Origin of the sequence: Amycolatopsis sp. QT-25, from assembly GCF_029369745.1 — a bacterium.
Taxonomy (GTDB): domain Bacteria; phylum Actinomycetota; class Actinomycetes; order Mycobacteriales; family Pseudonocardiaceae; genus Amycolatopsis.
On record NZ_CP120210.1, the window covers coordinates 7,097,390 to 7,112,372 of the forward strand.

The 14,983-nt window shown below is 70.4% G+C and carries 13 protein-coding genes and 1 pseudogene; 1 reads left to right on the plus strand and 13 read right to left on the minus strand.

Annotated elements, in window-relative coordinates; translation table 11 throughout:
- Positions 1-55 precede the first annotated feature (55 nt).
- From P3102_RS33265 to P3102_RS33285, 5 genes and pseudogenes are all read right to left on the minus strand, one after another.
- Positions 56-972, minus strand: a pseudogene (locus tag P3102_RS33265) (molybdenum cofactor biosynthesis protein MoaE).
- The gene (gene moaC / locus P3102_RS33270; protein WP_276364626.1) at positions 969-1,439 is read right to left on the minus strand and encodes a cyclic pyranopterin monophosphate synthase MoaC; all 471 of its coding nucleotides are present in this window, start codon (positions 1,437-1,439) and stop codon (positions 969-971) included. Before moaC ends, P3102_RS33265 begins: the two are co-directional and overlap by 4 nt.
- Before the next feature lie 17 nt (positions 1,440-1,456).
- Entirely contained in the window at positions 1,457-3,004 is a 1,548-nt protein-coding gene (locus P3102_RS33275; protein ID WP_276364627.1) for an alpha/beta hydrolase, read from the minus strand.
- A gap of 195 nt (positions 3,005-3,199) precedes the next feature.
- Complete coding sequence (locus P3102_RS33280; RefSeq protein ID WP_276364628.1) at positions 3,200-4,600, minus strand: NAD-dependent malic enzyme; 1,401 nt, start codon at positions 4,598-4,600, stop codon at positions 3,200-3,202.
- A gap of 101 nt (positions 4,601-4,701) precedes the next feature.
- Entirely contained in the window at positions 4,702-4,884 is a 183-nt protein-coding gene (locus P3102_RS33285) for a hypothetical protein (RefSeq protein WP_007033389.1), read from the minus strand.
- 93 nt (positions 4,885-4,977) lie between these two features.
- Between P3102_RS33285 and P3102_RS33290 the strand changes: the two genes are divergently transcribed.
- Positions 4,978-7,221 carry a helicase-associated domain-containing protein gene (locus P3102_RS33290; protein WP_276364629.1) on the plus strand — a complete coding sequence of 748 codons (2,244 nt, stop codon included), beginning with the start codon at positions 4,978-4,980 and terminating at the stop codon, positions 7,219-7,221.
- Positions 7,222-7,356: 135 nt separating this feature from the next.
- On the opposite strand, the gene P3102_RS33295 is transcribed toward P3102_RS33290, so the two are convergent.
- From P3102_RS33295 to P3102_RS33330, 8 genes are all read right to left on the minus strand, one after another.
- On the minus strand, positions 7,357-7,638 hold the full coding sequence (locus P3102_RS33295; protein ID WP_276364630.1) for a hypothetical protein: 282 nt from the start codon (positions 7,636-7,638) through the stop codon (positions 7,357-7,359).
- Between the two features lie 395 nt (positions 7,639-8,033).
- Positions 8,034-8,357: a hypothetical protein gene (locus tag P3102_RS33300; protein WP_276364631.1), complete on the minus strand. Its 324-nt coding sequence runs from the start codon at positions 8,355-8,357 to the stop codon at positions 8,034-8,036.
- 116 nt (positions 8,358-8,473) lie between these two features.
- Positions 8,474-9,058, minus strand: coding sequence for a DUF742 domain-containing protein (locus tag P3102_RS33305; protein WP_276364632.1), 585 nt, complete (start codon positions 9,056-9,058; stop codon positions 8,474-8,476).
- Between the two features lie 6 nt (positions 9,059-9,064).
- A complete protein-coding gene (locus tag P3102_RS33310) occupies positions 9,065-9,484 on the minus strand; it encodes a roadblock/LC7 domain-containing protein (protein ID WP_038507851.1) in 420 nt (139 codons plus the stop codon).
- 430 nt (positions 9,485-9,914) lie between these two features.
- Positions 9,915-10,523 (minus strand): ATP/GTP-binding protein, encoded by a 609-nt coding sequence (locus P3102_RS33315; RefSeq protein ID WP_007033392.1) that lies wholly within the window; start codon positions 10,521-10,523, stop codon positions 9,915-9,917.
- A complete protein-coding gene (locus tag P3102_RS33320; protein ID WP_276364633.1) occupies positions 10,504-11,292 on the minus strand; it encodes a DUF742 domain-containing protein in 789 nt (262 codons plus the stop codon). Before P3102_RS33320 ends, P3102_RS33315 begins: the two co-directional genes overlap by 20 nt.
- A 25-nt stretch (positions 11,293-11,317) precedes the next feature.
- Positions 11,318-11,776: a roadblock/LC7 domain-containing protein gene (locus tag P3102_RS33325; protein WP_085939650.1), complete on the minus strand. Its 459-nt coding sequence runs from the start codon at positions 11,774-11,776 to the stop codon at positions 11,318-11,320.
- A gap of 20 nt (positions 11,777-11,796) precedes the next feature.
- Positions 11,797-14,913 (minus strand): nitrate- and nitrite sensing domain-containing protein, encoded by a 3,117-nt coding sequence (locus tag P3102_RS33330; protein WP_276371468.1) that lies wholly within the window; start codon positions 14,911-14,913, stop codon positions 11,797-11,799.
- Positions 14,914-14,983: the final 70 nt, after the last annotated feature.

Sequence of the window (14,983 nt, forward strand, 5' to 3'; positions counted from 1 at the left end):
CGGCGGTGGGGCCTTGTCGTGTCCGGGGCCGATCGCGTTCACCGGCCGAGCCCCGCTACGGCGAGTTGACCCACTCGTCGCTGCCGTCGCTGAAGTGCTGGTGCTTCCACACCGGCAACCGCGCCTTGACCTCGTCGACCAGCTCCGAACAGGCGGCGAAGGCCTGCCCCCGGTGCTCGGCCGCCACGGCACAGGCCAGCGCGACGTCGCCGATGGCCAACGCGCCCAGCCGGTGGCTGACGGCGACCGCGCGCACGCCGGTCCACTTTCCCGAGAGATCCGAAACGACCTCCGCGAGCACGTCGGCGGCGCTGGGGTGGCCTTCGTAGGCGAGCCGTTCCACCGAACGCCCGCCGTCGTGGTCCCGCACGACCCCGCCGAAGGTGACGACGGCCCCCGCGGCCGCGTCGTCCACCAGCCGGGCGTGTTCCTCGACCGAGAGCGGCTCGTCGACCACCGCGATCCGTGCGACCCGAACGCTCACTGCTGTGCCTCCCGTGGGTGGTCGCCGCCCGCCAGCTGGTCGACGGCGTGGTCGAGGATGCCGTCCAGTACGCCCAGGCCGTCCTTCACGCCGCCGCGTGAGCCGGGCAGGTTCACCACCAGGGTCCGGCCCGCGACGCCGGCGATCCCGCGGGAGAGCACGGCCGTGGGCACCTTGGGCAGTCCGGCGGCCCGGATCGCGTCCGCGACACCGGGGAGCTCGTAGTCGAGGACGGCGCGGGTGACGTCCGGGGTGCGGTCCGTCGGCGAGATGCCGGTGCCGCCGGTCGTCACGATCACCTGGACCCCGGCCGCCACGGCGTCCCGCAACGCCTCGCCGACGGGATCCCCGTCCTCGACGACCACGGGCCCGGGCACGTCCCAGCCGCGTGCGGTCAGCCAGTCCGTGATGACCGGACCGGTCGTGTCCTCGTAGACGCCCTTCGCGGCGCGGTTCGACGCCACGATCACCCTCGCGACGCGGTTCACGGCCGCTCCCAGGTCCCGGTCTTGCCGCCGTCCTTGCGGATCAGGCGGACGTCGTCGAGGGTCGCCGCGGGATCGACGGCCTTGATCATGTCGTGCAGGGTCAGCCCGGCGACGGCGACGGCGGTCAGCGCCTCCATCTCCACGCCGGTCCGGTCGTTCGTCTTCGCGGTCGCGGTGATGTGCACGGCGGTCTCGGCGAGAGCGAACTCGACCTTCACCCCGGACAGCGCGATCTGGTGGCACAGCGGAATCAGCTCGGGCACCTTCTTCGCACCCATGATGCCCGCGATCCGGGCGGTCGCGAGGGCGTCGCCCTTGGGGAGCCCGTCCGTCGCCAGCAGGCCGAGCACCTCAGCCGTGGTGCGCACGGTGCCCCCCGCCAGCGCGGTGCGGGCGGTGGACGTCTTGCCGGAAACGTCGACCATCCGGGCGGCACCCGTATGGTCGACGTGGCTGAGTTCACTCACGCCCAGCAGGTTAGCCCTCAGAACACGCGCTGCTTCGAGCGAACCTCGTCGAGCGCCTTCTCGCGTTCCTGCCGCTGCTCCGGCGTCATCGCAGCGAAGAACCCGCCCCTGTCCGCGGCACAGGCCGTGTCGCGCGCGGGGCGCTCGCCGTCCACGAGGAACCGGTTGACGGCGTTGTTGCCGCATGCGTTCTCGTCGCTCAGCCAGACGCCGTGCCCGCCCTCGTCCACGGTCACGATCCGCGCCCGGTCACCGAGCGCGCGGCGCATCTCCTTCGCCCCGCTCAGCGGAGTCGCCGGGTCACGCAGGTTCTGCACCATCAGGATGTTCGACGGCCCCCGGTCGCCGATCCGCACCGGCGGCTCGATCGACTCGGACGGCCAGTACGCGCAGGCCCAGATGTTCGCCCCGGCCGCGCCGAACATCGGGTACCTCACCCGGTCCTTCGCGACGTTGCGCTGGTAGGTCGCGACGTCCTCCGGCCAGTTCCCGTCGTTGCAGACCACGTGCAACTGGCCGGCCAGCAGCTGCGCCGGGTCGATCTGTGCCGTCTCGGCGGTCTGCTTCAGGACACCTTCATCGTCGAGCGCCTGCCACTGCTGCGCCAGCACCGGGAAGGTCTTGGTCGCGTAGAGCGCGCCGAAGGTGCCCATCCGGAACGCCGCGCCGTCCACGCCCGGGACCGCGCCGCCGTCGAGCTTGGCGGCGAGTTCGTGGAACTTCGCCGTCACCTGCCGCGGCGTACGGCCCAGCCCGTAGCTCCCGTGCCGCGCCGCCGCCCACTTCGCGAAGTCCGGGAAGCGGTCCTCGAACCCCTCCGCCAGGCGACGCGAGGTGACCGGATCGAGCCCGCCCGGGCCGGTCACGCTGTCGATCACGACGCGATCGGTCTGCCGCGGGAACAGCGTCGAGTACACCGCGCCCAGGTAACTGCCGTACGAGACGCCGTAGTACGAGAGCTTCTTCTCGCCGAGGGCTTCGCGGATGCGGTCCATGTCGCGGGCGGTGTTGGCCGTGGTGATGTACGGCAGGTTCGCGGCGGTCTTCGACTCACCGCACTGCTTGGCGATACCGGCCACGTACGTCGCCCGCTCGGCCACCGCGGCCGCGTCACGCGCGTACGGCGGGACGTTGCTCACCTGCTGCTCGGGCTCGAGATCGCAGGTGACCGGCGTGCTGCGCCCGATCCCGCGCGGATCGAACCCGATGACGTCGTACGCGTCGAGCACACTCGACGGCATACCGGCCGCCCGCAGCCCGGCGGGCATGGACTGTCCCGGCCCGCCGGGGCCGCCCGGATTCGTCAGCAGGATCCCGCGCCGCTTCGACGGCTTGGTGCTGGCGAGTTTCGAAACGGCGATGTCGATGGTGGCGCCATCGGGCTTCCGGTAGTCGAGCGGAACCCGCAAGGTGCCGCATTCGACCCCCGGCGCGGCCACGTCTTCCGGACACGGCCCCCAGCGCACGGACGAGACCGCGGCGGACGCCGTGGCCGGTACGAGTACCGCCACCGTCGCCGCCGCGGCCGTGAGTGTCCCGATCCTGCTCAGGACAGAACGCTTCATCCCCAACCCCCGTCATGATCGACTTCTTGGTCGGGATCGAGCCTAGGAGCGGGCCGGGGGCGGAGTCGTCACCCTGAAGGCGGCCACGAGGTCGGCCTCAGTGATGACGATGCCTCCGAACGGAGCAAGGGACCTTTGCTGTCACGTCCGATGGACGGGCCCCCGGAAACACGACGAAGGGGCTCGTCAATGCGGTCAGTGCTCGGCGGACCGAGCGGCCTTGGCCGCCTTCTTGACGGCGTCCGCCACGGCGGGGGCGACGGCGCTGTCGAACACGCTCGGCACGATGAACGACGCGTTCAGCTTGCCGTTGTCCACGACGTCCGCGATGGCGCCGGCGGCCGCGAGGAGCATCGAGTCGTCGATGTGGTGCGCCTGCGCGTCGAGCAGGCCGCGGAAGACGCCGGGGAACGCGAGCACGTTGTTGATCTGGTTCGGGAAGTCGCTGCGGCCGGTGGCGACCACGGCGGCGTGCTGCTGCGCTTCCAGCGGGTCGATCTCCGGGTCCGGGTTGGCGAGCGCGAACACGACGGCGTCGGGCTTCATGGTCGCGACCTGCTCGGCGCCGAACAGGTTCGGCGCGGAGACACCGATGAACACGTCGGCGCCGACGAGCGCCTCGTGCAGCGTGCCCGCCTGCTGCGCGGAGTTCGTGTGCTCGGCGATCCAGGTCAGGTTCTCGTCGAGGTTGCCGCGCGCGGAGTGCACGATGCCGTCGATGTCGGCGGCCACGATGTCGCCCGGGTTCTTGCGCAGCAGCAGGCGGATGATCGCCGAGCCCGCCGCGCCGACGCCGCTGATGACGATCTTGCAGTCTTCGATGTTCTTGCCGACCACGCGCAGGGCGTTGCGCAGCGCGGCGACCACGACGATCGCGGTGCCGTGCTGGTCGTCGTGGAACACCGGGATGTCGAGCTGTTCACGCAGGCGCTTCTCGATCTCGAAACAGCGCGGTGCGGCGATGTCCTCGAGGTTGATGCCCGCGTAGACCGGCGCGAGCGCCTTCGCGATCATGATGATCTCTTCGGTGTCCTGGGTGTCCAGGCAGACCGGCCACGCGTCGACGTCGGCGAACTTCTTGAACAGCGCCGCCTTGCCCTCCATCACCGGGAGCGCGGCGGCCGGGCCGATGTTGCCGAGACCCAGCACCGCGGAACCGTCGGTGAGCACCGCGACGGTGTTGCGCTTGATGGTCAGGCGGCGCGCGTCCTCGGGGTTCGCCGCGATCGCCTGGCAGACGCGGGCGACGCCCGGCGTGTACGCGCGGGAGAGGTCGTCACGGTTGCGGAGCGCGACCTTGGGGCTGACCTCGATCTTGCCGCCGAGGTGGATCAGGAACGTCCGGTCGGAGACCTTGCGCACGCGCACGCCCGGCAGCGAGTCCAGGGTCTGCGTGATGTCCTGCGCGTGGTTCTCCGACAGGGCGTTGGCGCTGATGTCGACGACGATCGACTCGGGGTGCGACTCGACGACGTCGAACGCGGTCAGCACGCCGCCGACCCGGCCGACCGCGGTCGTCAGATCACCCGCCGCGGTGGACGACGCGGGGGCCTCCACCCGGACGGTGATCGAATATCCGGGACCGGGAACCGGCATGGCACTACCCCCGCTGAGGAACGCTCGAATAGGTCGAGCGAAAACCTACTCCCGTGACGACCGCCACGGCTCCTCGCCGGGGTAACCGGCGAGTAGCTTCGCTACCGGTTGATTTCGGTCTCGGGGTGCACGTAAGGCACGCTCTCGAGCGGGAAGGTCACATCGCCGAACGGGGACAGCGCGCCCTGCCGATCGGACGCGAGCTCGGTGACGGGGTGCTCCCCGTCCTCACCGGGCCACGTGGGGTCGATGCCCGCGCGCTTCTTGTTATCGCCCTTCGCCACAACGTCCTCCAGAGCATGGTCAAGCTGTTCTCACGGGACAGTCTGCCCGAACGCGGCTGGCGGGCCACCACCCGCCCGGTATCCTGGTCGTCTATGCCCGCGCCATCCCTGGCGGACTGGCTGCGCCAGGAGTCCGACGACGCCCTCGCCGCACTGCTGCGCACGCGTCGCGACCTGTCCACGCCGCCCCCGTCCGACACCATCGTGCTCGCCACCCGGGCCGGCACGCCGGGCTCCGTCGCGCGTGCTTGCGAAGACCTCGACACCTTCACTCTCTCCGTCCTCGACGCTCTCCTGCTGGCCGGCGCGGACACCGATCCGGCCCCCGCGGCCGAGGTCGCGCGGCTCGTCGGCGCGGAGATCGGCGAGCCGCTGGCGCTGTTGCGCAAGCGGGCACTGGTCTGGGGCGAGGACGAGGCGTTGCGCGTCCCGCCGTCGGCCCGCGACGCGCTCGGCCCTTTCCCCGCCGGGCTCGGGTCGTCTTCGCCCTCGCTCGCCGGAACGGACATCGAGGCCGCGCTCGCGGAGGTCGGCGAGGACGAGCGGGCCCTGCTGACGACGCTGGCCGCCGGGCCGCCGATCGGCCGCACCCGTGACGCGTCGGCCGACGTCCCGCTGGAGCGGGCACAGAACCCGGTCCAGCGCCTGCTCGCGCGCGGACTGCTGCTGCGCCGCGACGACCAGACCGTCGAGCTGCCGCGTGAGATCGGGATCGCGCTGCGCGGCGGGTCGGTGTTCGACCGGGCGTCGCTGCGCGAACCGGAACTTCCCACGCATCCGCATCAGCCGTCCACAGTGGACATGACGGCGGCCGGTGAGGCGATGGAGTTCCTGCGCCAGACCGAAAGCATGCTTCGCACGTGGTCGCAGGCGCCGCCGCCGGTGCTGAAGTCCGGCGGGCTCGGGGTCCGGGAACTGAAGAAGCTCGCCAAGGATCTCGATGTCGACGAGACCCGGGTGACCCTGCTGGCGGAGATCGCGGTCGGTGCCGGACTGGTGGCCGACAGCGAAGCGACCACCCCGGAATGGGTGCCGACGACGCTCACGGATTCGTGGCTCGCGTCGCCCACCGCGCAGCGCTGGATGACGGTCGCGCAGGCCTGGCTCGAACTGCCCCGGCTGCCCGGTCTCGCCGGCGGGCGGGACGCGAAGGACAAGCCGATCGCCCCGCTGTCGGAGGATTTGCGCCGTCCGCTGGCGCCCACTTCGCGGCGGCGGATCCTCCTCGCCCTCGCCGCCCTACCCGAGGGGGCGGGCGTGAAGAGCACTGACGAACTGGTCGCCGCGCTCGCCTGGCGCGCGCCGCGCCGGGGCGGGCGGCTGCGGGACGAGACCGTGCGCTGGACGATGGCCGAGGGGGCGGCGCTCGGCCTGCTCGGGCTCGGCGGGCTCACCACGGCGACCCGGGCGCTGCTGGCCGGCGACCGGTCCGGAGCGGTCGAGGCGATGATCGGCGCACTGCCGCGGCCAGTGGACCACGTCCTGGTCCAGGCCGATCTGACCGTGGTCGCGCCGGGGCCGCTGGAGGCCGAACTCGCGGCCGAGATGACCGCCGTCGCCGACATCGAATCCTCCGGGCACGCGACCGTGTACCGGATCACCGAGACGTCCGTGCGGCGCGCGCTCGACACCGGGCGGACCGCGGGCGAACTGCACCAGCTGTTCGAGACGCGGTCGGCGACGCCGGTGCCCCAATCGCTGAGCTACCTGATCGACGACGTCGCCCGGCGGCACGGACGGCTGCGCGGCGGGGCCGCCGAGTCGTTCCTGCGCTGCGACGACGCGTCGCTGCTCGCCGAGGTCCTGGGCAACCCGGTCGCGACGGAATACGGCCTGCGCATGATCGCGCCGACAGTGCTCATCACCGCGTATCCGCTCGCCGAAGTCCTCGACGCGCTCCGCGCCGCCGGGTTCGCTCCGGCCGCCGAAGGTCCCGACGGGCGCGTCATGGACATCAGGCCCTCCGGACGTCGCCTGCCCGCGAAGGCGCGTGCCGCGCGCCGGGCGCCCGGAGAGCCCGCCGGGCTGACCGACGACCAGGTCGGCAAGATCGTCGCGCACGTCCGGGCCGGTGACGCCGCTTCGGCGCGCCGCCGGGGCGAGACGGTGCGCGCGCCGCAGGGGGGCGGCGCCGGGGACACGTCCGCGACGCTGGCCTTGCTGTCCCAGGCGACCATGGAGCGCCGCGAGGTGTGGATCGGCTTCGTCGACTCACGCGGGACGGCGAGCCAGCGGGTGGTGCGGCCGCTGCGGGTCGGCGGCGGGGTCCTCGAAGGAACCGACCACGAGCGGTACCCGCTGCACCGGATCACCTCGGCCGCCCTCGTCGAGGACTGACCCCCGCAATCACGACGTGCTTCACCGCGATGACTGATCTACACTGTGTTCGGAGCGTGACGTCGCGGACGTCACGCGAGTCGCAGGGCCAGGTGCACCCGGGGCAGACCGGGACCCTGGCCTTACGCACATCCGTCAACAGTCGGTCTCGACGGCGATCTCGTGCACGAAATCCTCGATCAGCCGACAGTGGCCGGAGCCCTTGTCCTTCCTGGCTCTGATCGCGCCGGCGACGATGTCCGCGGCCCAGAGCAGGGGTTCGTCCTTGCCTCGCTCGTGGGCGACCCGGAACGGGGTGCCCTTGGGCAGAGTGAATCTGGCGCCCTTCACCGTCTCGACATCCCGAGCGTCCAACGTGGCCGTGCGCGATTCGAGCACGAACATCTCCACGTCGAACGCGGCGAGTTCGAGCACCAAGCGCCGCAGGCAGCAGGCCCGGGCACGTGCCTGCCGCCGACGGGGTACCGGTGATCCGACCGCGACGAGGTGGAATCCGTCCAGATCGGCGAGGGTTTGACGGCGGCCTCTTGCTCCGCCGGATCCATCTCGTTCCAATGGAGTTTCGGAATACGCCGCCGTCCTCGGAGCTTCGACATGACGGTACGGATTTCGTCGTGCACCGCTTGATCGAAGACGGCCGCGGCGAGTACGTAGAGCCCGTCGCCGTCGGATTCCTTGAAGGACTCGTCACCGAACGCACGGATCGGGAACCGGCCCCTTGATGACATGGCGTGATCTTATGTCACGCCATGAAACCAAAGACCCCCGCAATTAGTCACCTACTTGCGGGGCTCAAGGCGCGACTAGGCCAGCTACTCGGTACGGAGGTCCTTCGACACCATGAATAAAGCTTCACCGTGGGCAGGCCAGTCCGGTGTGCCGATCCCCGCCGAATGCAGCGCGGCACGGACGGCGGCGTGTCCCTCCGCGATGGCCCGGGAAAGGTCGTCACCGGAAATATCGGCTTCGATCCCCATCACCGCGCGCGCCGCGTCCGCGGAGGCCGCGCTGTCGACGAACCCGTCGAGGCAGCGTTCTTGGTGAAGCAGCGCCCGCATCACCTTGTCGCGGTAATCGAAGAGACCACCGTCGCCGTCAGCGACGAAGACCCAGTGCGCGTGGACCCGCACACCCATCAGGAACCCCCTTCGATCTCGTGACAAGGTTGACGGAGCAACCAGGACACCGAGATTCTTTCGCTTGGCGTGGGCGACGCAACCGGATACGCAAGTAGGTGACTGATTGCGGGCTTTCAGAGGGAGCGAAGGCCTTGAAGCACCCGCTCCATGAAAGCGCGCGAAGAAGAGTCGCCCATGATCAGTTCCGTCTGGTGGATCAGGACGAGACCGGCGTCCGCCATGTCGCCGATGAGTACCTTCACCACGCCCAGCGGCAGCCGCAGATGCGCGGCGATCTCCGCGATCGACCGGGTGTCCAGGCAGAGGTCGCAGATCTGCCGGTGTTCGGGGGTCCGCACGCCGCGGTACCGGCGGCCGTCGTCACTGGTCGAGACCAGTGCCTCCAGCGCGAGGTCGTGCGCGGTGCGGGTGCGTCCGCCGGTACGGGTGTAGGGCCGGACCCGCGAGCCCGGCGACGGCGGCATGTAGACCGAAGCGGGCGCGGCGTCGGCGGCGGTGACGCGCGGCGGCGGCGATGAGCGGAGCGGCGAGGGCATCGACGCGGGCGCGGGGGCCGGGTCGGCCGGGCGGCGCGGCATGACCGTGCTGATCGAGCTCAGCTCGAAGCGGCTCGGGGAATCGAAGGCCTCGCGTTCGGTGCCCTGGTAGAGGGAGTCCCAGCCGGAGGGCTCCGGTTCGGTGAATCCGGTGATCTTCATCGGCGCTTACCCACGTACGCCGCCCTGGAGCTGCGCGCGCAGCTCGGGCGTGATCTGCTGGCCGACCCGCTCCACGAGCAGGGTCATCTCGTAGGCCACGGTGCCGATGTCACAGGTCGGCGCGGCCAGTACGGCGAGTGAGGAGCCGTCGGCGACCGACATGAGGAAGAGGTAGCCGCGTTCCATCTCGACGACGGTCTGGTTGACCCCGCCCGCGTCGAAGCAGCGGGCGGCGCCGGCGGTGAGGCTGATCAGTCCGGAGGCGACCGCCGAAAGCTGTTCGGCCCGCTCCTGGGGCAACCCTTCCGAGGGCGCGAGGAGAAGGCCGTCCGCCGAGACCAGCACGGCGTGCGCGGCACCGGGAACCCGGCGCGCGAAATCCGTGATGAGCCAGCCGAACGAACTCTGCTGTCCGGATGCCGTCACAAGTCCCTCCTCGCTGCGTCAAGACCACCTGGGCGGCGTGGTCCGGTCGACTTCCCCCGACCAGCACCGATCCCGGTACCGGCGGCCCGAAAGACGCCCCCACCCAGCGTATTCGTCCTGTGGATCGTGTCGAGCCCGCCACCCGGCCGCCGACGTTGACCGAACGTGAACGTCCGGCCGCGCACCGCGTCGACCCATCGCCAACCACGCATTCGTGGGTCACCCCGTGGTGGCCCGGCGCGACCAGGTGTGCTGCGGGGTCCACGCAGGTCATCGGCCTTGCAACCACCCGATCGGGTGGCTCAATCACCGGAACGCGTGAAAGGGATCACCCCGCGTCCGATCCGGTCGGTGGCGCCACTCCCCGAAGCGGGTGAAGCCTGCCGAGTTCACTCCAACGGCCGCATCCGCTTCGGGTTTTCGCCTGTTCCTATCCCGCGCGCAACGCCGAATCGTGGGCGATGGCGTGCTGCACGACCGAGATCAACACCTGCTTGGCGGACTCACGTTCCCGGGCGTCACAGGCCATGATCGGCACGGACGGCGAAATCGTCAGCGCGTGCCGGACGTCCTCGATCTGGTGGTGCAGCAGCCGGTCGAAGCAGTTGATCGCCACGACGTAGGGCAGCTTCCGGTTCTCGAAGAAGTCGATCGAGGGGAACGCGTCGGCGAGCCGCCGCGTGTCGACCAGCACGACGGCACCGATGGCGCCGACCGCGAGGTCGTCCCACATGAACCAGAACCGGTGCTGGCCCGGCGTACCGAACACGTACAGCACCAGGTCCGAGTCCAGCGAAATCCGGCCGAAGTCCATGGCAACGGTCGTCGTCGACTTGTTCGGGGTGGCCGAATTGTCGTCGACGCCGGTACTGGCCTCGGTCATCATGGCCTCGGTGGTCAGCGGATCGATCTCCGAAACCGCTCCGACCAGCGTGGTCTTCCCCGAGCCGAATCCGCCAGCGACCACGATCTTGGCCGACGAAGTCGGTCCGGTCACCTGCGGCGCATTCGCGTCGGAGTCAAATTCTCCGAAGCCCACTGAGCACCCTCTCCATGAACTCGATACTGGGCCGGTCGCCCACGTTCTGGCTGGCGGTGTGCACCAGGACCAGGCCGAGGCCGGCCACGTCTCCGATCAGCACCCGGACCACGCCGAGCGGCAGGCGCAACAGCGCCGCGACTTCGGCGACGGACCGGGTGTCCAGGCAAAGGTCGCAGATCGACCGGTGTTCGGGGACGCGTACCCGGTCGAGCACACGTCCCTGTTCGCTGGTCGAGATCAACGCCTCGATGGCAAGGTCGTACGTCGGCTTGGTCCGTCCCCGCGTGCGGAAGTACGGCCGGACCAGGCCGGATGATTCGACGTCGGTGGTGTACTGCTCGTCGACGTATTCGTTCTGTGCCTGCTGCGGCAGTGCCGCGGCGAGCGGATCCGCGGCGGCGGCCGCCGCCGCCCGGCGTTCCTCCTCCTTGTCGAAGGAGAACTTGGCGAACTCGCCGGAATCGTAGAGCGGGCCGCTGCCACCACCGAACAGTTCGGCCCCCGGCCCGCCGAGCAGGCGTTCCCGGTAGTCCGTGACGCTGAAATCGGCGGGTCCGCCGCCCGCTTGGGAATCGGTCAGCCAGCGGGAGGCCTCGTCCGGGGACACGGGATCGTTGTCCGACCCCTGTGTCCGCCGCGATCGCCATTCGCGGTCGACCCGGTCCCGGAAGGACGTCCAGTCCTCCCGGCCGTCGTCACGTTCCGACCACCCGCCGGAGAAGTCGTCACCGAGCCGGCCATCGCCCCTCAAGCGCCCGTCGTCCACGGCATTCTCCTCGGTTCCCGGTCGCTCAGCGGCGGACCGACGCGCCCTGCAGCTGCGCGCGCATCTCCGGTGTCAGCTGTTGCCCCACCCGTTCCACCAGCAGGGTCATTTCGTAGACGACCAGGCCGATGTCACTCTCCGGCGACCCGAGGACCGCCAGGCAGGAACCGTCGGACACCGACATCAGGAAGAGGAAGCCGTTGGCCATCTCGACCACCGTCTGCGCGACCGTGCCGCCTTCGAACACTTTCGCCGCACCGCGCGCGAGGCTCGTGAGCCCCGACGCGACCGCGGCCAGCTGATCGGCCCTGTCCTTGGGAAGTCCCTTCGAAGAGGCCAGCAGCAAACCGTCCGCCGACACCACCACGGCATGCGCCGCGCCCGGGACCCGGTGCACGAAATCCGTGATCAGCCAGGCAAAGCTGCTCGTGTGTCCTTTACCCTGCGCCTGGCCGCCAGGCTGCGCCGGACCACCCGGCTGCATCGCACCCGCCCGTGTCACTGTCACTCCTTACTGCTGTCATCGGCGGAGGAACCTCCGCCGGTCACCGGAACGCCGTTGTCATCCAGCGCGTCGATCGGACGTTCCTTCAACGCGTGCCGTCCCGACTTGTAGCCCTGCTGGAAGCTTGCCATCCGACTCCTGGCCGCCGTCGCCGAGCGGGCGATCGCACCCGTTCCCGGCATTCCGGAGGTCTTGTCGGCGAACGAGTCTTCCTTCTTCGGCTCGTCCCCGCCGATCGAGCCGGGGACGAGGTACTGGTTCGGCACCCGTTTGGGCAGGCCTGCCGGGGTGATCTCGTCGTTCCGGTCTTCGTACAGGACCTGCGCCGCCTGCCAGCCGTCGTCCGACGCGCTGCGCCAGCCATTGTCTCCGAGCACGGTCTCCGGCGGAACACTCCGGGGGGTCCGAGTGGGCAATGCCTCTTCGGCAGGGTCCTCGGCGGCGGGGTCCGCCGCGGCGGGGGCGGTGTCGCGGGTGTGCTCGGGCAGGTCGGACTCGACCGGCTCCGTGTAGGTGGTCGGGGTGTCGCCGCCGGCCTCGTCGCCTTCGCTGAACCAGCGGGACAGCACCGACTGGTAGATCGGCAGCCGCCGGGTGGGCACGTCGTCGTCGAGCGCGGACTTGCCGCTGTCCGAAGACTCCCTGGACTCCTCTGCCCTGCTCGGCGTTTCGACCGGGGTGTACTTCGGCTCCCGCTTCGGCAGCACCAGCGACGCGAACTGGGTCTCCGTGCCGCTGGAGGCGCCGTCGCCGTTCGGCGGCGAGAGGTCGTCGGCCGTCGGCCACGCCGGGGACTCCTCGGCGGAAGCCGCGGGGCTGAGGAACGGTCCGGCCGCGTTCTTGCCCGCGACCAGGTCGTCGAGGCTGATCGGCTGGTCGAGCGGGACGAGCCCGCCCTGCTGCGCGATCGGCTGCGGAACCGGGGGCTTCGACGGCGGCGGCGGGGTCATCTCCAGGCCGCGGTCGGAAGCGGGGATGTTCGGCAGCGAAGTCGACATCTCGGACGCCGACGGCACCGACGGCATTGATGGCATCGACGTTTCCGAGCGGCTCGGCGGCGGGGGGTTGCGCACGCCGGGCCGTATCTGCGTGAGCAGCTCGGCGGGCACGACGACCCGCGCGATCACGCCGCCCTCGATGTCCTCGTTCTCCCGCAGCCGGACCTCGATGCCGTGGCGGCGCGCCAGGCGCGCGACCACGTACAGGCCCATCCGCCGGGTCACCGAGACGTCCAGGTCCGGCGGCTCGGCCAGGCGCTGGTTCACCTCGGCGAGCCGCTCCTCGGTCATGCCGACACCGTGGTCGGTGACCTGGATGGCGAGTGCCTTCTTGCGGGTGATCACCGCGCGGACGGTCACCTTCGTCTCCGGCTCGGAGAAGTAGGTGGCGTTGTCCAGCAGTTCCGCGAGCACGTGCACGAGGTCGTGGATCGTCAGCCCCTGGACGGCGACCTCGGGGACGATCCCGATCTCGATCCGGGCGTACTGCTCGATCTCCGACACCGCGGCACCGATGACGTCGGCGGCGGGCACCGGCTTGGGCACCGACTTCGCGAGGCCGGCGCCCGAGAGCACCAGGAGGCTTTCACCGTTGCGGCGCAGCCGCGTGGCGAGGTGGTCGAGCTCGAACAGGCTGGCCAAGTGGTCCGGGTCCTGCTCGTCGGCCTCGAGCCGGTCGATCACCCCGAGCTGGCGTTCCACCAGCCGCTGCGACCGGCGGGAGAGGTTCACGAAGATGCCGTTGACGTTCTCGCGCAGGAGGGCCTGTTCGGCGGCCATCTTGACGGCCTGCGCGTGGACGACGTCGAACGAACGCGCCACTTCACCGATCTCGTCACGGGAAGTGACGGGCACCGGCTCGACCGACCGCTTCGAGGCGTTGACCGGGTCCGGGTCGTCCAGGATGGCTTGCACGGTTTCCGGCAACCGGGTGTACGCGACGTCGAGCGCCGTCTTCCGCAGCACCCGCAGCGGGCGCAGCATCAGCCGGGCGATGACGAGCATCAGGAACAGCGCCGCGAGCAGGGCCAGCAGCACGATCGCGCCGCCGATCCAGGCCGAGTTGATCGCGTCGGTGGCCAGTTCGTCGGCCTGTGCCCGCAGCTGGCCGAGCAGGTTGGTCTCGACCGCGCGCAGTTTGTCCAGTGCGACCCGGCTGTCGTTGCCGAGCGCGACGTTGTCGATCGACGGCGGCTCGTTCTGCTGGTGCAGCGAGAACGCCATCGTGGTGATCCGGCGGCGGTCGTCGACCTCGGGACCGGAGAAGGTGTCCGAGTAGAGCTGCCGCTGTTCGGGGCTGGCGTTGGCGAGGAAGGCCGCCGTCGAGGCGTCGCCGCTCGCGACCGCCGAACGGGCCTGGTCGAACAGGTCGCCGGGGAACGAGGAGCGGAAGGAGGCGATCAGCAGCGCCGCGTCGCCGCGGGCGATGAACTCCTTGCTTTCACTGACGGCCTGCACGGTGACACCGAGCCGGAGCACGTCGCGGTTCGCCACCGCGGTGGTCACCTCGCGGCCGAGCTGGACCAGCGAGTCGAGGACGCCGGAGTAGGCGATGAGGACGGGGGTGTCGCCCAGCAGCGAGGTGTTCATCGCGCCGCGCAGCGGGCGCAGGGCGTCGAGCCGCTGCAGGCCACGCGAGTAGCGGTCCCTCGTGTCCTGGTCGTCCGGGTTGATCTGGTTCGCCGAAGCGCGCAGGTCGTCGACGGCGCGATCGACCTTGGCGATCTGCGCGTCGAGACCGGCTTGGCGCGACGGGTCGTCGGCGGCGATGTTGGCGACGGCGAGCGCGCGTTCGCTCTGCAGCTCGTGCACCACGAGCGTGATCTTGTCGGCGAACGCGACCTGATCGGCGGTGTCCTGGAATCTCGCCGCCTCGCTGCTGTCGTCGATCACGCGCAGCGTGCCGAGCACGAGCGCGGTCAGCGTCGGGATGATCAGAACGGCCGCGAGCTTCGATCGCAGACGCCAGTTACGCAGGCCCAGGAACGACCCGGCCTTCCCGCCAGGACCGTCTCCGGTATCCCGCGCAGGGGCCCCTCCCACCCCCGCGGTGTCTTCGTTCGGCACCGCCGCACCACCATCATCTTCATCCGGGCCGGAAAAGCCCATTTTGGACATGCCGTTCTCGAACTGGCCGTACTGCTGCTGTCTGGGTCGGTTGTCGGAGACCACTACCCGCCCACTCCCG

Bases quoted from the DNA above. Each gene is read 5' to 3' on its own strand.
- P3102_RS33275 (WP_276364627.1), bottom strand. From the start codon at position 3,004: ATGAAGCGTTCTGTCCTGAGCAGGATCGGGACACTCACGGCCGCGGCG.
- P3102_RS33280 (WP_276364628.1), bottom strand. From the start codon at position 4,600: ATGCCGGTTCCCGGTCCCGGATATTCGATCACCGTCCGGGTGGAGGCC.
- P3102_RS33290 (WP_276364629.1), top strand. From the start codon at position 4,978: ATGCCCGCGCCATCCCTGGCGGACTGGCTGCGCCAGGAGTCCGACGAC.
- P3102_RS33300 (WP_276364631.1), bottom strand. From the start codon at position 8,357: ATGGGTGTGCGGGTCCACGCGCACTGGGTCTTCGTCGCTGACGGCGAC.
- P3102_RS33305 (WP_276364632.1), bottom strand. From the start codon at position 9,058: ATGAAGATCACCGGATTCACCGAACCGGAGCCCTCCGGCTGGGACTCC.
- P3102_RS33325 (WP_085939650.1), bottom strand. From the start codon at position 11,776: ATGCAGCCGGGTGGTCCGGCGCAGCCTGGCGGCCAGGCGCAGGGTAAA.
- P3102_RS33330 (WP_276371468.1), bottom strand. From the start codon at position 14,913: ATGTCCAAAATGGGCTTTTCCGGCCCGGATGAAGATGATGGTGGTGCG.